The following is a 19,562-nucleotide window of genomic DNA, read 5'->3' on the forward strand; positions in this document are numbered from 1 at the left end:
GACTGGGGATTAGAAGCTGAAACCACGAAGAGCACGAAGGACTATTTATCCAGATTTTATGCGTGATCCTTGCACCTGATCCCTGACCCCTAATCCCTGAACCCTAGCTCTATGTTCTATGTTCTTTGCTCTATGTTCTCTCTCCCCAAACCCTATGTTCTATGTTCTTTGCTCTATGTTCTTAATTTAGCGTTCGCCGCGCAAAACCGCTCGGGCCTCGCCAATCAGTTGCGCTCCACCTAAATCGCCAACATCGCGCAAGGCTTGTTGATCTTCGGCCAGCCACGCATCAGCATCTGCACTTGCCAAAATTGGATACTCGGCGCGCAAAGCAGCCAACTCGCTAGCATCTTCACAGGCCAAAACTGCCCGCCGAATTGTATTCCAATTGGCTGGCGGCGGCGCACTTGCTTGCACAACCGTAGCAGTTGGCTTGGGGTTGGCGCGGCTTTGGCTCGATTGATCAAGGGTTTGGCGCAATTGAGTTAAGCTAATTCTAGCGCGCTCAAAGGCTTGGCTAATTTCAAATTCGCCAGCGTCAACCGCTGCTTCGGCCAAACCAGCCAAGCCCTCGTCCATCGCCTCGTCAAGCAAGAAGGGATATTCATGCAACACAGCTTGCAATTCTTCGGGCGTTTCAGCGGCCAGCATGCGCATAATCGCTTCGGCCAAAGGCGGCAACTCGTCTGAATCATCGGAGCCAAGCGCATCGCCAATTGCTTCAGCCGCCGATTGTGGCGTGTAATTGAGTTGATCTAATGCCTCGGCCACGCCAGCAACCCCAGCTTCTGCTTGCACATTGCCAAGGTAGGGCAATTGATCTTCGCGCGGCAAAGCTCCAATCAACATCCACAACAGGCCTTGGGCCAATTCATTCCATTCGGCTTCGGGCATTTCGTAGGGCACGCCAAACAACACCGCGCGCGCCCGCCGATCGTGCAGCAAAATTGGTGCAGGCACAACCCCTGTTTGGCCACAGCTTGGGCAACGGGTATCGTGCAATGTCACATCGCGAATCGCCTGCACCAAATCAGGCCGTTCCTCGGCATCAACAATCAACCAAGCTTCGGCCACAAACGGCGTTTGGCAGGTTGGGCAAACAAGTTCATAGGGTTGGCTATATGAAATTGGCATATGCGGCTCTCGCTAGGCTATGAATCGACGCAAAAAATCGCCAAGCCCACTGTCCATTGGCACAACTGTGGCTAAGCGATCGAGCATCAACGTTAAGTCAGATTGTTGGGCAACAGTTAAGCTTTGCCAGAATGCTTGTTGCTGATCAGGGTCATGGCTTTGCAGCAAGCCCTCCAGCAATTCAATCGTTGCTGGTTGTGGCCACGACCATGCTGAGTTTGCCATAAAAGCAGCCAATTCGCGCTGCTTGGCAGCATGATCAAGCAGCGCTTGCAAATCGTCAAGGTCAGCAGCAAGCTGCACATGGCCCAAATATTCAGCCTCGGCCAGCTGTTCGAGCAGCAATTGCTGATGCAACAAGCCAACCAAATGCTGCGCCAAAGCCTCAGCTTCGCTAGCACTCGCAACCGACAATGGCAAGGCCAAAATCAATTGCGCATAACGTGCATCGTGGTAAAGCAGTGGCGCAATTAACGAGCCAATCGCATCGCAATAGGGGCATTGGGTTTCGCGCAAACGGCCATCAAGCAGCTGTTGCAACAAACCAGGCTGCTCCTCGCCATCGAGAATCAGCCAAAGGGGCGCATCGAATTGCGCCCCACAAGCGGGGCATTGCACCACGGCAACTTCATGGCGAGAACGCATATTCCAACGTTAGGTTGAGCCTAACTTGCCTCCTGTTGAACTTGCTGAGCCTGCTTTTGCTTTTCCATCTCGACCAAAACCCGCCGCAGCACTTTGCCAACTTGGGTTTTGGGCAGTTCCTCGATAAATTCTACTTGGGTTGGAACTTTATAGGGCGCGAGATTTTCTTTGCAAAAGTCGCGAATTTCTTTGACCGTGGCGGCTGCATCTGGTTTAAGCACCACAAAAGCCTTAACTGTTTCCCCACGATAGGTATCGGGAATGCCTGCCACCGCCGCTTCGAGCACGGCTGGGTGCATAAACAGCACTTCCTCAACTTCGCGTGGCACAATATTATAGCCCGAAGCGATAATTAAGTCTTTTTTGCGATCAACAACATAGAAGTAGCCATCGCTATCGGTTTTGACAATATCGCCAGTGCGTAGCCAACCATCTTCGGTCAGCACCTTGGCGGTTTCATCATCGCGGCCCCAATAGCCTTTCATAATTTGCGGCGCACGAATCAGCAATTCGCCTTCGCGCTCCGAGCCAATCGGCAGTGGCTCTTCGGTCTCAAGATCCAAAATTTGCACTTCGACATCGGGCATCGGCACACCGATTGAGCCAGATTTACGCACCCCAAATACTGGATTACAGTGGGTTACTGGTGCAGCTTCGGTTAGGCCATAGCCTTCGACCAATCGCCCGCCAGTTAGATCGCCAAATTTTTCTTGAACTTCCATTGGCAAGGCAGCCGAGCCACTGATACAGGCTTTGATCGAGCGCAAATTGTATTTATCAATATCTTTGTGATTGATAATCCCAATGTAGAGTGCTGGCACGCCCGGGAAGATCGTCGCTCGCTCGTTGTGCAAGGCTTCGAGCACGCCATCGACAGGCCGTGGATTGGGAATGATGACCATTTCTGCGCCAATTGCGACCGCGAAACACATGCCAACCGTCATGCCATAGACATGGAAAAACGGAATTGCACACATCACGCGCTCTTGGCCAGGCTTGAGGCCATTCATCCAATTCAACAATTGGCTGGTATTGGCCATAATGTTGTAGTGGGTCAGCATTGCAGCTTTGGGTGCGCCAGTCGTGCCGCCGGTATATTGAAACAGCGCCACATCTTGGCCTTCGACCACAACTTTAGGTGGGGCTGGTGGATATTCAGCCAACAAGCTGCTAAATAAGAGCGTCGTGCGATCGGGCGTAATCTCAACCCAGGTTGGGTCTTTTTGTTGGGTTCGGCGCACGAGCATGCTTTGGGGAAAGGCTAAAACATCGTGAACATAGGTCACAATCACCCGCTTGAGCGGCGTTTCGGCCAAAATTTCTTGCACTTTGGGGTAGAACGAACTAAGCACAAAAATTGATTCGGCCCCAGAATCGGCCAATTGGTGTTTGAGTTCGCGGGGTGAGTAGGTTGGGTTGATATTGACGACGGTTGCGCCTAATCGGAGCGCAGCAAAAAAGCCAATCACAAATTGCGGCGTATTGGGCAGCATAATCGCAAAACGATCGCCCTTGCGCACGCCCAACCCGTGCAATGCCGTCGCAAATCGATCAACAGCTTCCTTCAATTGCCGATAGGTCAGCGAACCGCCAATTGCCACCCGACCACCAAGTACATATTTCAGCACAAAGTTAGTAGCCACCTGATTGGGATAATTGGCAACGGCGTTATCCAATAACGAAATCAACGGCTCGCTGGAGTATTGCAATGAGGGCTTGACCGTTGGCTCGTAGTGTGTTGTCCATGGCGTATCCACAATGATACCTCCTCAACAGCGGACAAGCAAAAGATTTAGAGAGGCAACTGGGCGAACAGGGTGGTGGGTTTAGGATGCAGGTGTTTCCTCAGCGTTGGCTTCAAACCAACCCCGTTCTTGGGCAATGAATTTAATCGTGGCATCATCGGGGGGATACAAACCCGCCACCTGATAGGCATAGGCCAAGAGGGCTGCGCCGCCAACTAAACCCACAACTGCGCCAATAACAAAGGCTAGAATCGCTCCAAAACGCCGCATGCTGGAAACTCCTTGTGTGTCGGTGGAGACCATTGTGATGGCAGATTCTGCCCATCCCAACGGTAGAAACGCGCTACCATCATAACGCATAGCAGCATTAAGCGCAACCGCCACTCCAACTTTAAGCCCAAAGCTCAATTCAAATCGGGTTTGGCCAAAAGCCTAGCGATTCGGCGCTTTAACTTCGTATTCACCAAGACAATCAATCCGTGCTATTTCGTGATAGCTGCGATCAGTTGCTTGCAATACATCAAGATCATAGGCTTCACCTTGAAAAATAATCAGATCGTAGGTTTTGGCATCGATTGTTTGAATAAAATTATCAACCGGAGCATCCCAGCCTTTGCGCCGAAAAAACTTAAGCACCGCCGCATTACCAATCACCTCTTTGCGATTGATCACCGCAAAGCCTGGGTTTTCAACCAAAATCGGCCCTGTAGCTGCTTGAATATACGCATTGAGTTGATCGCATGCTTGACGATCTGCTTGGCTTGGATTCAGGCCAAAATCCGGCGTAGTTTTATTAAACCAGCTAACAGGCTTGATATTTGGCAAGGCAAAGAAGCCAATTTGAATCAGAATTAGGCTAGCAAAGCCAGTTCGTAATCGCAGGTTGGAGTTTTCTAAAATATCCTTGCTGATAATCCCCAGCAAAATGGCGGTAATTGCAATCGACTCAATAAAATAGTTGGTCGAAGCACCATCGCGGCCCGTTGAAATAGTGGTTATTAATGCAATTGTTGCATAAAACAGCAGCAATTGCTTGCGTTTGAAATACTTAATCGCAAACCACGTGTAAGCCAATACGAAGATAAAATGGGTGGCTACAAAATTTTTGGCTTGGCCAAGAAACACACGCGGATACCATTCCAATTGGTTATAGGTGATGATATGGCGCAGAAATTCGCCATCGGTGCTGGAATTCAACCAAAGCGTTGCTGGAATGAGCAGGCTTGCCCAAGCACTCAAAAAAATTATCAGGAGCTTGCGATCATTAATCAGCAGATATAGCGCGATTGCTGCAACCGCAGCTAAGGCACTTTGTTTGGTAGCAACTGCGGCAAAACACGCCAGCGCCGCCAAAAGCACCGAACGCATATTCAATTTAATCTCAAGCGCAATAATTGCCATCAAACTAAAACAAACCGCTAAGCCATCAACCCTGCTCCAAGCGCTCCAATAATAAACATAGATCGAATTAAAGAAGAGCAATGCAGCGAATATACAATAGCTCAGGGCGAAATTCTTTTTATGTAGTAGATAGAAGATTAAACCTGATGTAGCGATAAATGCGAGCGCTGAAAGCATCCTGGTTGCAATAAATGTCGGCCCAGTAAGCAGCATAATTTTTGAGGCTAGCCAAGCAAAGAGCGGTGGATAATTCGAAACCAAAAATGGGCTTTGCTCAATCGGTTGATAAATTGCTGAGCCTTGCGCGAGCAACGCAGCATCACGCAGAACAAAGCCTTCGCCGTTGGTAATATCATACGGAAACGCAATAACCGCATACATATGATAAAAACCACGCAACGCTAAAATAACTAAAATGCCGTTAATCGCAACTAAAAGCCAATATCCAAATTTTGTGCGAGCCATTGCCTGCTCCTTCTCTCAAACTTGCGGGCAATCTTACAATAGTTTTGGTGATTAAGCTTTTAGCGTCAAGTGGCTGTGGATTGAAGGCATGGCAATTGCCAGCGACCAGCTAGCAACCTTTGACCAAACAGCAACGTACTAGACGAAGGTTGTACAATGCAATTACCTATCGTGTTGCACTTTTTTGTGCTAGCATTGAGGAGCGTGTGATGTCTGAGAACGACTATCGTCCTAAATTTGATCCTCAAACGGGTCAACCAATTCCAAATCAGCCCAACTACAATCAGCCTCAAGGTGGCTATCCACCGCCGCCACCACAGCCAAACTATGGCGCACCGCCAGAAGGTGCATACACCGTGGCCAGCGAACCAGGCCGCCCGCTTGATTTGCCCGAACCACAAGTTGCCTTGAGTGGCCGTGGCATGACCACTGGTTTGCGCTACAAAGTGATTGGCTCAGTGCTGCAAGCGGTGATCATCGAGCTTGATCCAGGCCAGATGATCTTCTCGGAAAGCGGCGGCATGTCGTGGATGAGCGGCAACGTGCAGATGAACACCAACTCTGGTGGTGGCATCGGCAAGATGTTCAAACGCGCCTTCTCTGGCGAATCGTTGTTCATCGTCGATTTCACGGTTGCTGGTGGCACGGGATTGATCGGCTTTGCCAGCGAAATGCCTGGCAAGGTTGTGCCATTGCACCTCGCACCTGGCCAAGAAATCATCATGCAAAAAGACTCGTTTATGTGTGCCGAAAAATCGGTGCAGCTTGATATTCACTTCCGCCGCAAATTAGGCGCAGGCCTGTTTGGTGGCGAAGGGTTTATTATGCAACGAGCCACCGGCCCGGGCGTGGTTTTTGCCGAGCTTGATGGCGAAGTAGTTGAATACTACTTGCAACCAGGCCAAGTGATGAAGGTCGATACTGGCCACGTGGCGATGTACGAGCCAAGCGTCCAATTCGATATTGAAATGGTACGCGGCTTCAAGAACATTCTGTTTGGTGGCGAAGGTTTGTTCCTTGCAACCTTACGCGGCCCTGGCAAAATTTGGCTGCAAACCATGCCAGTCATGAACGTGGCCAAGAAACTGGCCGAATATATGCCAGCCAGTGGTGGCGGCGGCAGCGCTGGTGGCAACATCATCGGCAGCCTGCTTGGCGGCGACTAATTAGCAGTACGGTTCCAGCGATGAAGGCCCACCAACCTTCATCGCTGTTTTTTTAATCCTTTAGCTTTGGGCTATTTGTAATGGTTCATTGGATTGACAACGATGAGCATGCCCTCACCCCCAGCCCCGCTCCCACTGAACGCGGGCGAGGGGAGCACGGATTGTGTGGTTCCCCCTCGCCCGTTCGATGGGAGCGGGGGCTAGGGGGTGAGGGGACACAGTTGCCAACCTCATGTACCAATACAGCGATTGGCTTTTGATTTTTGACTTTTGACTTTTGCTTTTGGCTTCATCCTTCGTACTTCGGAATGGGAGTTTTAGAATGGCAACGATTCGCTTAGAACCAATTACCGAGGAAAACTTTCGGCCTGTACTTAAACTCAAAGTCCGCGACGATCAAACCCAATTTGTGGCCCAAAATATGTTTTCGGTTGCCGAAGCCTATGTTCACCCCGATTGGGAGCCACGGGCAATTTATGCCGATACCGATTTGGTGGGCTTTGTGCTGATGGGTCGTGATCCTGAAACTGGCCACGATTGGATTATTCGCTTTATGATTGGCGCTGAACACCAAGGCAAGGGCTATTCCAAGCCAGCGCTGTTGGCAGTCATTGATCATCTTAAACATAAATCGTATCGCACCGAAATTCGCCTAAGCTATGTGCCAGGCAATGCGGTTGCTGAAAAGCTCTATCAAAAAGTTGGCTTCGAAGCAACCGGCGAAGTTGAGGATGACGAAATCGTTATGCGCTTAGTCGAAGCATAATCACCCTATCAGCATAGCATCATAGCAATCTCACCCCGAAGCGATCAAAGGCGGCGTATACTGCACGATGAAAGGAGGCCATCGTGCACCGTTATTCACGTCTGATGATTATTTTGGGGCTTGGATTGCTAACGGCCTGTAGCAATAGCACCCCCACCCCGATACAACCTCTGCCAGAACAAGCAACTGCCAGTATTCCTGCTGCCAGTAGCGAGCCAACTCAGCCACTCCCAACCCAAGCTGCTGTCGCTCCTGCAGTCGATGAAACTGCGGTTGTTGTGACCGAACCAGCGCCACCAAGCAAAGCAGATGTAGCCGTTTTCGATGATCAACAAAGCCCGCTGAGCTTGTTGGCCAGTTTTTACAACGCCGTCAATCGCGCCGAATATCAACGCGCCTACGGCTATTTTGAGCTTGAGCCAATGCCCTTCGATCAATTCGAGCAAGGCTACGAGCAAACGCTGAGCGTCGATGTCTTAGTCAATCCCAATGTTGTGATTGATGTAGGAGCTGGCAACCAACATGCGCGGGTTGCCGCCGCCTTAATTGCCTATGATCGCCAAGCAGGCTGGCAATATTTTGTTGGTTGCTACGATTTGCATCGAGTTAATATCAATGGCCCAAGCGAGCCATGGCAAATTCGCGGCAGCCAATTCGAGCTGGTCAACGATTTGCAAACGTTAAATCAGCGCGTTGGCCAGGTTTGCCCAGCAACCAGCCAACCAAACGCAGCCCAAACCCCAGAACAATTGCTAACGCTCTACACGAATGCACTCAATCAAGCAGATTATGCCCAAGCATTCAGCTATTGGCGCGAGCAACCAGCTAGCGATGTGGCAACTTGGAGTCAACAATTTGCTGCCAAACAGTTCAACCAAGTCTTGATCAACCCGCAAGCCTTGAGCGATGCTGGCGCTGGCAATATTTATTATTCGACCAATCTGGTTTGGTTTAGCCCCGATCAAACTGGGCAATTGCAATTTGAGGCGGGCTGCGTCACGCTGCATCGCAACAACACCGAGCCAGATCAGCCTTGGCAAATTCAACGTGTTGCGCTAGAAGCGATTGAACAAAGCCCTGCCGTGATTAACCAAGCCCTAGCTACAAGCTGCCAATAAATTTAATTCAGCTGACAAGCTATTGTGCGAATTACTCAATAGCTTATTGCTATTGACAAAAAGTACCCATTTCTGTCAATAGAAATTGAGATTATCCAAAACATAGATAGCCTATTGACAAAAATAAAGGCTTTTTGTCAATAGGCTATCTATTTGCTCGCTATATTTCCCGCAAACAAAGCAGAATCAGCTACACTATCTCAAATGAAGCAAATTTAAATGCTGAGGAATGCTAGTTATGCCAGTTGCCAAACGTCTCCGTGGCTTGTGGGTTGATGCAGTGTTGTTAGTGCTTGCGATTTCGCTTTTTATTCCAGCAGTTGGCGCGGCTCAAATGACGGGCGTTTCGCTTGGCCTCACCATGACGTTGCTGATAGCGCTGATTGCGGGCTTAATATTCAAGGCAATTCGCCATGGAATGCACTTATACAGCCCGCCAGCAGAACGCGAAGCCAAGCTTAACGGCAAAATTCAAACCGCAAGGGTGCTGAGCGCAACGCCAACCGGTTGGTTGCGTGGCACCTATGGCCGTCGAATTTTCGAATTTGAGCTTGAATTACAACTCGAACAAACCACCCTCAAAATCTATCCCTTCCTTGAGTTGCTCAAGGCTCCCGATGCTGGCGATACCGTTCAGGTCAAAATTCACCAGCAAAATCCTACGGTAGTTGTGCTCGCTTAATCGCTTGAAGCGCCTTTGTTTATTCCAACAAGGGCGCTTCAAACCTATTGAATAGCGCAAAAAGACCAAATTCAAACAATAACAACAATGCTGGGGCAATTATGAGAGCAAGGCTTCAGCATCGATAATGGTTTGGGCGACATCTTTGAGTTTAACCCGCTTTTCACGAGCACGATGGCGCAACCGCTCATAGGCATCGTGTTCGCTAATATTCAGGCGTTGCATCAAAATACCCTTAGCCCGTTCAATCAATTTGCGTGCTTCCAGCGATTCGTGCAAGGCATCGACTTCTTGGCGCAAGGCCCGAATTTCGGCAAAGCGCGCTAAGGCAATATCGATTGCTGGCGTTAAGGCTTCCATCGTTACAGGTTTGACCAAATATCCCAGTGCGCCAGCTCGTTCAGCTTTGCGAATGGTGTCACGGTCGGTAAACGCCGTCACCATTACAATTGGCATTGGCCGCTCAGCATACAGGCGCGCGGCAACCTCGGTGCCTTCCAATTCTGGCAACTTCACATCAAGAATCGCCATGTCGGGATCTAATTGGCGCGCCAACTCCAAGGCTTGGGTTCCGGTGCGGGCAACACCCACAACCTGATAGCCCAAATCGGTCAAATATTCTTCCATGGTCAAGGCCACAAGTTCGTTATCTTCGGCCAATAAAATCCGAATTGTGGCTCGCTGCTCGTCAGACATAACAAAGCTCCGTCTTCACTAGAAATGGCTAACTACATCCTAGCATACTTTAAAAAGCATTTACACAGATTAAATACAGGCAAATAAACATCTAAATATATAGATAATGATAAAAAATTATATTTTAGGGCTACGTTGATCTCGTTGATTTGAATATTCTGTTGCGTTACTTTCCAATCGGGCTTAATCCAATGCGCAGCATTGGGGATTTCCCCAATATATTATTTAATTAGGATCATGAAATAGACGTTAACAGTAGAGCATGTGGATTTGTGGAAAGATCGCGTTTCATGCTCTTCTAATGCGCCATGTTTGATCGGGATAGATCGTGGAAGAGTTTCCCCATGTTCCCCATGGTTTTGGGGATAGGCACATGATGTGGATTATTGTGCACGATCTGCCAACATGGTTTCCCCATGCTTGTCCACATGCTGGCTAGTTTTCCACAGCAAAGGGCTAGTTATCCCCAATTTGTGGATAATTTTGGGGATAACTGGCGAATAAACAGGGATAACACTACATCTAGGATAACTTGGCTGAGCATGGCCCTAGATATAGTAGATCCTGGTCGTGGATGTTTTGTGGAAAAGCTGCTGATAACGTGGTGGAAAACCTCTGTATAACATGATCGCTCCATGAGCCTGTGGATAGCTGTGGAAACTTGTGGATAACATGCAGGCCTGATTTTCGCCAAAAAAAGCCGCCACTGAAGCTTCAGTGACGGCGAAAGGAGCGGGTATGGGTTTCTTATTGATCAGATTCTGGATCGATTGAGTCGATGAATTTACGGAAGATCGAAAGCTCTTCTTCATCGGTTGTTGGGGCAGCCTCAGGCTCGGCCTGCGAAACCGATGTTGTTGGAATATCTTCGCTTTCGTCTTGGTCGTCCATCATATGGCCCAATTCTTCCATCACATGGTCGGCCACGAAAATAGGGGCTTCGGCGCGAACTGCCAAGGCAATTGCATCGCTAGAACGTGAATCAAGCTCGATCGCTTGGCCATTGTTATCGATGACTAAGCGGGCAAAAAAGGTGCTATCGCGAAAATCGCTAACTACAACTTCGCGAATCGTGCCGCCCAGTGCTTTGACGGTGGCCAAAAGCAGGTCGTGGGTCATTGGGCGAGGTGGCTCATGGCCTTGGACGGCTAGTGCAATTGCATCGGCTTCAAACGGGCCGATCCAGATTGTCACATAGCGACGGCTGTTCAGCTCCCGTAGGACAACAATCCGTTGTTGTGTGAGTAGACTAAAGCGTATGCTATCAACCTGGACACGAACCATAACGCTGAAACCTTTCTATGCATCATCGTGGTGCATACTTATGAATTAATGCCGCTCCCTTGCGTTGCATCTTACCACGCCCCCTATAGCAGCGCAACCAGTTATGTCATGCTCTGGTGTCATCTTGGTTTTGCCATATGGGTGACTTATGTTCACCTCTGTAGCGTTAAATTGCTGACCCAACCGCTGCTTGAATCGAATTAAAGCCATCGCGCCGCAGCAGTGCAGCTAGCTCACGGTTGATTGCGCTTACCAATTGTGGCCCAGCATAAATTAGGCTGGTATAGAGTTGGATCGCGCTCGCGCCAGCCAAAATCCGTTCGTAAGCATCGTGGCCATTAGCAATGCCACCAACGCCAATCAATGGCAGCTTGCCATTTGTGCTTTGATAGATATATTTGAGGGTTTGCAAGGCTTTGGTTTTGAGCGGCGCGCCACTTAATCCGCCAGTTTCGGTTTGCTGCGCAGAGCGTAAGCTTGCACGACTTACGGTTGTGTTGGTGGCGATAATGCCATCAACGCCTGCATCGAGCGCTGCGCCAAGTGCTGCATCTAAACCAGCGCGATCTTCGTCGGGCGAGAGTTTGACGAACAATGGCGCTTGATGGCGTAATTGTTGGCGGGCAGTTTGCACAACCTGCAATAATTCGGTTAATGGTTCGCGCCGACTAAGTTCACGTAACCCTGGTGTATTCGGTGAAGAAATATTGATCACAATATAATCTGCATATTCTCCAAGCAAGTTAATTCCTTGGCGATAATCATCAGCTGCTTGCTCATTCGGAGTGTTTTTATTTTTGCCCAAATTAATGCCCAGTGGAATTAACCGCGGCTGTTTGGCCAAACGCAGCGCTAAGGCTTCAATTCCTGCATTATTAAATCCCATGCGATTAATTAATGCCTGATCCTCAATTAAACGAAATAAGCGTGGCTGTTCGTTACCAGCTTGCGGTTTGGGCGTAACAGTGCCTAATTCCAAAAAACTAAAGCCCAATTGGCGCATACCACGAATATGCGTGCCATTTTTATCAAAACCAGCAGCTAAACCAACAGGATTATTAAACGTTAACCCACACAGATTTGTTTTAAGGATTGGGTCATTGTGATGAAAGGAACGGAATAAATTTGCGGAAAATGGTAAATAAGTGACCAAATCAAGCCCAGCAGTGGTAATTCGATGAGCTTTTTCTGGGGCTAAACGAAATAATAATGCCTTTGCAAGCTGATAGATGCGCATAAAAAGCCTCACATAGGTGCGAATGGCAGCGACACTCGCTTGCCTTGGCGATTATACACAATCATTTGCGGGCCATGAACATATCCCACATATCCCAAGTTTCCCACATATCCCACATGGTTATCCACATTTTTGGGGGTAACTTATGCAATTTGGGGATAGTATTCAGAACATGTGTTTTTATTAACAAGTGGGTTTTATAATTATTTGAAACATTTGTGTTATTATGGCTGGATAAAAACAATTTATTTGACAAATTGCAAAAAGTTATCCCACATTATCCCACACTTACCCACATTTTTGGGCTATTGTTTCTTTTTGCACAATCTTTTTGGGGGATAGCTTGCTAGTACTTTGGGGTTAAGCTAGATTGGGGCAACCATGAAGTCTGGTTCTGGCTCGAAGTTGGCCTTGAGGAGATTGAGTTGTTCTGCAAAAGCGCGTTCGGCTAGTGTAAGCCCAATTGGCTGAAATTGCAAATACTCAGAAGGCAAGTGCTGAGCGAGTTTGGGCAAATCGGCGCGAATCACAACCCCAAGCACTGGATAGCCGCCTGTGGTTTGGGCATCGGCCAAAAGCACAATCGGCTGGCCATCTGGTGGCAGCTGAATTGTGCCGGGCACAACTCCAAACGAACGTACTCGATTGGCTGGGGCTGCTAAGGCTTGGCCTTCGCAACGATAGCCCATGCGATTGCTTTTGCTGCTAATGCACCACGTTTCGGCTTGAAAGTGACGCTGAATCGAGCCATTCAAGTTGCGATTGGGCAGATAGCGAATTGGGCTTTGGCTTGAATCAATGGACATTGTGTCCAAACCTCGGCCTGCAATCGTCAGATCTGGTTGGTTATAGCTTAATTGATCGCCGATTCTCAACGGTTGGGCTAAATGGCCCGACCATGGTGCGCCAAGCAAACAGCTTTGCGAGCCAAGTTGCGGCGCAATGTTGAAACCACCAGCAATTGCCAGATAGCAGCGTGCGCCGCTTCGCCGTTGGCTAAATGTCAACTCGCTATTGGGTCGCACTAACAATGCCCTGCCAAGCGCAATTGGTTGATCATCAAGCTCAGCGCCGAAATCGGCCCCAACCAAGGCAATGATTGTTAGCTCGCTGAAATGCAGCCGTGCCCCTGCGCCCGTCATTTCGAGGCTAGCCAACTCTGCTGAATTACCAACCACGCGGCTAGCGAGACTATGCGCCAGCCAATCGAGTGCACCGCTGGCAGGCACGCCCCAATGCCGCAGGCCAGCACGCCCCGTATCCTGCAAGCTTATCAACATGCTCGTTTGGCGAATCGTCAACATAGGCCTAAGTATAAGCGAAGGCAAAGAACATAGAACATAGAGCAAAGAACATAGAACATAGGGATGAAAGCAAAAGGCAGAAGGCAAAAGTCAAAAGGCAAAAGTCATAGCTTTAACTCAGAGGCGCAGAGCGACCGAAGGATGAAGGATGAAGGATGAGGGATGAAAGCAAAAGCCCATAGCCCATAGCCTATAGCCACATCTTCGTGTCCTTCGCGCTCTTCGTGTTCTTCGTGGTTTCATTCTTCGTGCTCTTCGTGCTCTTTGTGGATCAAAACCTGATCCCTCGCCTCCCGAAAGATTGCGCGTATAATGATGCTACACATTGTTCTGTTAAGTTGATTATCTACTATCGAATGTCGTTTTTTTGGCGATTGTACTTGTTGGAGGCAAGCCCATGACTACTCGTACCCTTCGGATTGTGCTCCTGCTGGGGTTGTTGCTGCTTTTTTTTGGTGGCTCGTATACCCAAGCGCGTGAGTTGCAACGGCCAATGCCCCGACCACAAACTGCTCTTGTCTCAACAATTTACATCAACCAAAGCTTCGATAGCCCCATTTTTCCCCCTGCCAATTGGGCAACCACGATTATCACCGCAACCGATACGCCTGATCCTGAATGGACTCACGTAACCAGTGCTACTCGACCAACCGCTCAGCCCCATAGTGGTGTGGGCATGGCTCATTTCAATAGCTATTCAACGAGCAATGACAATGCAGCGCGCTTATCAACGGTGCTTACGCCAACTACTAATGTGCTACGGGCAAGTTTTTGGTATTACCATAGCGCAATTTTTCCAACCTCGGCTGATACGCTGTTGGTGCAAACCAGCAATGATGGCCAAAACTACACCACTCGCACTAGCTATCCGCGCTATCGGGCAACTGATGGCTGGACGCAATATCAGCTTGATTTGCCATTTGCCAATGTCGGCCAGCCGTTTTACTTGGGATTTTTGGGGATCAGCGATTTTGGGGCCAATCTTTTAATTGATGATGTGCTGATTCAAGATACGCCGCCGATTGAAATCTTTGGCACGACCAGCAACCAAGGCTGTGCTGGCGATACTTTGCTCTATCCATTAAGCGTGCGCAACAATTATCCCAATTCGCAAACGATTAACCTTAATCTTGCACCGAGTGCTTGGCCAAGCAGTTTACCGTTTAATACGCTGACGATTCCTGCTCAAAGCAGCGGCCCAATTACGGTGAGCGTACATATTCCGGCAACCGCCCAACCGCGCACTAGCGATCAAACGACGTTGCAATTAAGCAATCAATTGGTTGAGCTTAATCAAGCGCTTGTGACCAATTGTAGCCTTGGCCATTGGCTTGATCGCGAAGATTCGTTGCTGGCGGCCCGCTATTCGTCGGTCGTTAGCGCCGATGGTTCGCTGTTTCAAATTGGTGGGCAAGGGCCAAATAATAATTCTCCTGCCTTGCCCAATACGTTGCGCTATCAGCCGATTACTGACAGCTGGCAACAACGTGCGCCGATGCCTGTTGCAACTTTTGGCACTGATGCGGCTACGCTGAATGGTGAAATTTATCTGGTTGGTGGCTATCGTACTGGCGGCGGCTCAACCACCACAGGCTTGATTAGCGATCTACAAATTTATTCGCCAACGCTTGATATTTGGCGCAGCGGTCCAAGCCTGCCAACGCCATTGGCCTATTATCAATCGGCGGTGCTTGCTGGCAAACTATATATTATTGGCGGCTCGAATGGAACCAATGCCTTAGCCAGCGTTTGGATATTTGACCCAGCCAGCCAAGCATGGACTGCCGGGCCAGCGATGAGCACGCCGCGGGCATTCGCTTCGGCTGGAGTGGTGGATAACAAACTCTATGTGGCAGGCGGTACGGCGACAATTAGCAACCAAACGGCCTTGGATACGATGGAATTCTATGATCCAAATGTAAATGCTTGGCTGGCTGCGCCAAACTTGCCCCGTCGCCAAATGCAGGGTGGCGATGCCCAAATTCTCGACCGCTTTTTTATCATTACAACAGGCTATTCGATGCCGGTGGTGGCCTCAAACTCAAGCTTAATTTTCGATCAGCAGACCAACGAATGGTCGGAAGTGCTGCTCAACAGTTCGCGCTATGGAGCCGAAGCCGATAGCATCAACGACACGCTGTTTGTGGTTGGCGGTCGTCAATTTGCCAACAATAGTTTTACGATGAGCAGCCGCAACGAATCGTTCCAAATTTGTCGTTTTGTGCTAACGACAGCAACGCCAACTCCAACCAGCACCAATACTGCCACCGCAACCAATTCGCCAACCAATACCGCGACTAATTCGCCAACCAACACCAATACGCCGACAATCAGCCCAACTCCGACCAATAGCCAAACCCCAACTGCGAGCAGCTCGGCAACAATCAGCCCAACTCCGACCAATAGCCAAACCCCAACCATAACGACCACACCGCCGAGCAGCACGCCAACTCATTCGCCGACCGCGACGCTGAGCCAAACCCCAACAACCTCGGCCACGCCGCCGACCAATACGCCGACCGCGACCCAACCAATTGGGCTGCGCAAGGTATTCTTGCCGCTGGTTGGGAATCAGTTGCGTTAGTAAAGAGTATAGAGCGAAGAACATAGAGCAAAGGGAGAAATTTAACGCAGAGGCGCAGAGACATTATGGTTACAGGCTATAGGCTATGGGCTTTTGGAACATAATTAAAACAATCTGTGGAATCTGGGGCGAAAAAATTATGCTTCGTGGTTTCTCCCCTTCGTGCTCTTCGTGTCCTTCGTGGAGCATAATTTAACGCAGCGGCGCAGAGAATCCATGGCTATAGGCTGATGGCTATCGGCTATCGGAACAATAATCTGAGTAATCTGTGTCAATCTGTGGCTAAAAACTTAATCTTCGTGCTCTTCGCGTTATTCGTGGTTTCAAACTGCGCGCTTTGCATCCTGCGTGGCCCAATCGTCGTCTTATTGCTAGGCGCTTAAATCTTACGATACTAAAAAATAGGTTGACAATAAAAAGTGACGCATGGTACAGTTTGTGATATGGAGATCACGATTGACGCAATTCAATTGAATCGGCCAGGAGGAAAGAACGATGGATGATTTGATTGAGGATTTACTTGCGCATCCCAAAGTGCTGGAAACCCAAACCCATCTGCACCATGGGATTGCAAAATACGAACATTTAATGCGGGTTACCCGCTATTCATATCGCATTGCCCGTTTGCTCAAAGCCGATGTGCGGGTTTGTACTCGGGCTGCCTTGCTCCACGATATTGATTCGCGCTATGGCACGCTGGAAAATCATGGCGCTGTGGCTGCACGCTGGGCCGAAGAACAAGGCGAAGATTCGGCTGTCTGCCTAGCAATCGTTGGCCATATGTACCCGATTGGCCCTGCACCCATGACCCGCGAAGGCTGGATTTTGTCGTTGGCCGATAAGGCTGCATCATTGGCCGATTTGACCGCCTATGTGCGAGGATTGGTCAATGGCCGTTCGCAAAAAATGAAACGCGATCTGCAAGCCAGCGATCCATTTTATCGCCCACGGCGCAAACCAAAACGCCGCGAACAACTGCGCAAAATGCTCGATATTGATATTAGCTGAATTTAAATATTGAACGATAGATCGAATTGTGTAACAGTTTTGTTGCACAATTTTTGTTTAATTGATGTAAATAGTTATTTCGCTTAACTAAAGCAGAAATAGTTTCTAGCATGATTAAAGATTGAAACGGCGTTGCTTAGAACTTAATATTTTTGACCGAATCTCCGGAGCGGCGTATTATAGCACTATATGCTTGGATCTCAATACGAGCATATCAGTGTTTTAGGAGGATTGAATGATGCGTTTGCTACGTGCGTTCGCGTTGTTGCTCTTGGTGGCTGTTTTGGCTCCGCTCGGCTTACAGAGCGGTGTCGTGAAGGCCCAAAGTGAGCAACGCACGGTCACAATTTTGGAAACCAGCGATATTCACGGCAATTTGATGGCGTGGGATTACTACACCGGCAAGCCCGCCGAATGGGGTATGACCAAGGTCGCAACCCTGATCAAACAAGAACGGGCGCTTGATCCCAATCTGTTGTTGGTCGATAGTGGCGATACGATTCAAGGCTCGCCGTTGACCTACTACTACAATACGATTGACCAAAATGCGCCGCATCCAATGGCAGCGGTGTTTAATACGCTGAAATATGATGCAGCTGCTCTGGGTAATCACGAATTCAACTATGGTTTGGATGTGCTGAATCGCTATAGCAGCCAAGCCCAATACCCAGTGATGAGCGCAAATACCCGTAAAACTGATGGCAGCGAAGCCTTCAAGCCGTATACGATCAAAGATGTCAATGGCGTGAAAGTTGGTATTTTGGCCTTAACCACGCCATCTGTGCCAACTTGGGAAAAACCAGCTAACATTGCTGGCTTGCAATTCGCTGATCCGGTTGAAATTGCCAAGCAATATGTGCCACAAATTCGCGCCGAAGGGGCCAATATTGTGGTGGTCATTCAACACATTGGTTGGGAAAAACAACCAGCCGATGCAACCAAGCCAGAAGCATGGCTTACCGACCACAACACCTGGCGCGATACTGGCTCGTTGCCTGGCGAAAATGTGGCGATTAAACTGGCCTTAGAAGTGCCTGGGATTGATGCAATTTTAACTGGTCACTCGCACTTGAATGTTCCCAAGGCTGTTATCAATAATGTTTTATTAACCGAGCCATCATATTGGGGCCGGAATTTGGGCAAAGTGTCAATTACGGTTGAGAAAAATGGCGATAGCTGGAATGTAGTTAATAAAGATTCAACCACGCTTTCGGTTACCAACGTTGCTGAAGATCCAGAGATCAAAGCACTTATCCAACCCTACCACGACCAAACGTTGAGCTACATCAGCCAGCCCGTTGGCACGGCCAGCGCCGAATTTGCTGGCGGCCCTAAGGCTCGCTATCGCGATAGCGCCTTGGCCGATTTGATCAACAATGTGCAAAAGCAAGCTGCTGCTGACGCAGGCTACCCTGTCGATCTCTCGCTGGCAGCGATTTTTACCGATGGCGGCATGATTCCGGCTGGCCAAATTACCTTGCGCGATGCCTACAGTATTTACATTTACGACAACACGTTGTATGTGATGGAAATTAATGGCGATATTTTGCGCCGCGCGCTAGAACGTAACGCCGAATATTTCCGCCAACTTGATCCCAATGCCTTGCCCGATGATCCCAAGGCTGTGGTTAACGATAATGCCCGCGATTACAATTGGGATTTGTATACCGACATCGAATATAGCTACGATTTGACCAAGCCAGCAGGCCAGCGTGTGACCAAGCTCCAATTAAATGGCGTTGACATTGCACCTGAACAAACCCTGCGGATTGCAATCAACAACTATCGCGCTGGTGGCGGCGGCGGCTTTGCCATGTTCCGCGAAGGCAAGATTTTGTATCAATCGACCAGCGAAATTCGCGATTTGATTGCAGAATCGGTTAAAAATGCTGGCACAATTGACCCAGCGGTGGTGAATAAAGTTAACTTTACTTTAGTGCCAGATTTGTACGCTCACTACTATGGCAACGCGACCCAACCAAGCGCTACGCCAGTGACAGCAGCGCCAACCGCCACGCCAGCGCCAAATGTGCCAATTACCTTGCCTGATACCAGCAGCAGCCAACCAAGCTATGGCTGGGCTTGGGCGACGCTTGCCATGCTCTTGCTCGTGTTGGGCTTGATTGTGCGCCGCAAGTAAGGGCAAAAGGCAGAAGGCAAAAGTCAAAAAAGAGCAGAGGCTATAGGCTATGGGCTATCGGAATATTTAAGGTCAAAAGGCAGAAGTCAAAAGTCAAAAAAGGGGAGAGAGAGGGATGAAATTTAACCGCGAAGGACGCGAAGAGCACGAAGGAGCAATGGCTTTGGGCTTTGGTCTATCGGAAATT

At 49.2% G+C, this 19,562-nt stretch carries 16 protein-coding genes; 7 read left to right on the forward strand and 9 right to left on the reverse strand.

Annotated elements, in window-relative coordinates:
- Window positions 1-186 precede the first annotated feature (186 nt).
- From JOD20_RS04025 to JOD20_RS04045, 5 genes are all read right to left on the reverse strand, one after another.
- On the reverse strand, window positions 187-1,134 hold the full coding sequence (locus tag JOD20_RS04025) for a CpXC domain-containing protein (RefSeq protein WP_204754031.1): 948 nt from the start codon (window positions 1,132-1,134) through the stop codon (window positions 187-189).
- 12 nt (window positions 1,135-1,146) lie between these two features.
- Window positions 1,147-1,779 (reverse strand): CpXC domain-containing protein, encoded by a 633-nt coding sequence (locus tag JOD20_RS04030; protein WP_204754032.1) that lies wholly within the window; start codon window positions 1,777-1,779, stop codon window positions 1,147-1,149.
- A gap of 20 nt (window positions 1,780-1,799) precedes the next feature.
- Window positions 1,800-3,536 (reverse strand): AMP-binding protein, encoded by a 1,737-nt coding sequence (locus tag JOD20_RS04035; RefSeq protein ID WP_204754033.1) that lies wholly within the window; start codon window positions 3,534-3,536, stop codon window positions 1,800-1,802.
- A 69-nt stretch (window positions 3,537-3,605) separates the two neighbouring features.
- Entirely contained in the window at window positions 3,606-3,794 is a 189-nt protein-coding gene (locus JOD20_RS04040) for a hypothetical protein (protein WP_054532818.1), read from the reverse strand.
- 162 nt (window positions 3,795-3,956) lie between these two features.
- Window positions 3,957-5,390: a glycosyltransferase family 39 protein gene (locus JOD20_RS04045; protein WP_204754034.1), complete on the reverse strand. Its 1,434-nt coding sequence runs from the start codon at window positions 5,388-5,390 to the stop codon at window positions 3,957-3,959.
- A 209-nt stretch (window positions 5,391-5,599) separates the two neighbouring features.
- Here JOD20_RS04045 and JOD20_RS04050 point away from each other — a divergent pair, with 209 nt between their 5' ends.
- The 4 genes from JOD20_RS04050 to JOD20_RS04065 all read left to right on the forward strand — a co-directional run bounded on the left by JOD20_RS04050 (window position 5,600) and on the right by JOD20_RS04065 (window position 9,122).
- Entirely contained in the window at window positions 5,600-6,556 is a 957-nt protein-coding gene (locus JOD20_RS04050; protein ID WP_204754035.1) for a TIGR00266 family protein, read from the forward strand.
- 322 nt (window positions 6,557-6,878) lie between these two features.
- Complete coding sequence (locus JOD20_RS04055; RefSeq protein ID WP_204754036.1) at window positions 6,879-7,322, forward strand: GNAT family N-acetyltransferase; 444 nt, start codon at window positions 6,879-6,881, stop codon at window positions 7,320-7,322.
- Between the two features lie 83 nt (window positions 7,323-7,405).
- Complete coding sequence (locus JOD20_RS04060; protein ID WP_204754037.1) at window positions 7,406-8,440, forward strand: hypothetical protein; 1,035 nt, start codon at window positions 7,406-7,408, stop codon at window positions 8,438-8,440.
- A 238-nt stretch (window positions 8,441-8,678) separates the two neighbouring features.
- Window positions 8,679-9,122 (forward strand): hypothetical protein, encoded by a 444-nt coding sequence (locus JOD20_RS04065; protein WP_204754038.1) that lies wholly within the window; start codon window positions 8,679-8,681, stop codon window positions 9,120-9,122.
- 99 nt (window positions 9,123-9,221) lie between these two features.
- On the opposite strand, the gene JOD20_RS04070 is transcribed toward JOD20_RS04065, so the two are convergent.
- The 4 genes from JOD20_RS04070 to JOD20_RS04085 all read right to left on the reverse strand — a co-directional run bounded on the left by JOD20_RS04070 (window position 9,222) and on the right by JOD20_RS04085 (window position 13,619).
- Entirely contained in the window at window positions 9,222-9,818 is a 597-nt protein-coding gene (locus JOD20_RS04070) for an ANTAR domain-containing response regulator (RefSeq protein ID WP_054532812.1), read from the reverse strand.
- 747 nt (window positions 9,819-10,565) lie between these two features.
- The gene (locus JOD20_RS04075; RefSeq protein WP_054532811.1) at window positions 10,566-11,102 is read right to left on the reverse strand and encodes a bifunctional nuclease family protein; all 537 of its coding nucleotides are present in this window, start codon (window positions 11,100-11,102) and stop codon (window positions 10,566-10,568) included.
- A gap of 166 nt (window positions 11,103-11,268) precedes the next feature.
- Window positions 11,269-12,339 carry a quinone-dependent dihydroorotate dehydrogenase gene (locus JOD20_RS04080; protein WP_204754039.1) on the reverse strand — a complete coding sequence of 357 codons (1,071 nt, stop codon included), beginning with the start codon at window positions 12,337-12,339 and terminating at the stop codon, window positions 11,269-11,271.
- Window positions 12,340-12,704: 365 nt separating this feature from the next.
- The gene (locus JOD20_RS04085) at window positions 12,705-13,619 is read right to left on the reverse strand and encodes a 5-oxoprolinase subunit C family protein (protein WP_204754040.1); all 915 of its coding nucleotides are present in this window, start codon (window positions 13,617-13,619) and stop codon (window positions 12,705-12,707) included.
- 421 nt (window positions 13,620-14,040) lie between these two features.
- Here JOD20_RS04085 and JOD20_RS04090 point away from each other — a divergent pair, with 421 nt between their 5' ends.
- From JOD20_RS04090 to JOD20_RS04100, 3 genes are all read left to right on the forward strand, one after another.
- Window positions 14,041-16,227, forward strand: coding sequence for a Kelch repeat-containing protein (locus JOD20_RS04090; protein WP_204754041.1), 2,187 nt, complete (start codon window positions 14,041-14,043; stop codon window positions 16,225-16,227).
- Between the two features lie 495 nt (window positions 16,228-16,722).
- Complete coding sequence (locus tag JOD20_RS04095) at window positions 16,723-17,235, forward strand: HD domain-containing protein (protein ID WP_204754042.1); 513 nt, start codon at window positions 16,723-16,725, stop codon at window positions 17,233-17,235.
- 235 nt (window positions 17,236-17,470) lie between these two features.
- Entirely contained in the window at window positions 17,471-19,375 is a 1,905-nt protein-coding gene (locus tag JOD20_RS04100; protein WP_239583704.1) for a bifunctional metallophosphatase/5'-nucleotidase, read from the forward strand.
- The last annotated feature ends 187 nt before the right edge of the window (window positions 19,376-19,562 follow it).

Origin of the sequence: Herpetosiphon giganteus (assembly GCF_016907925.1) — a bacterium.
Lineage (GTDB): Bacteria > Chloroflexota > Chloroflexia > Chloroflexales > Herpetosiphonaceae > Herpetosiphon > Herpetosiphon giganteus.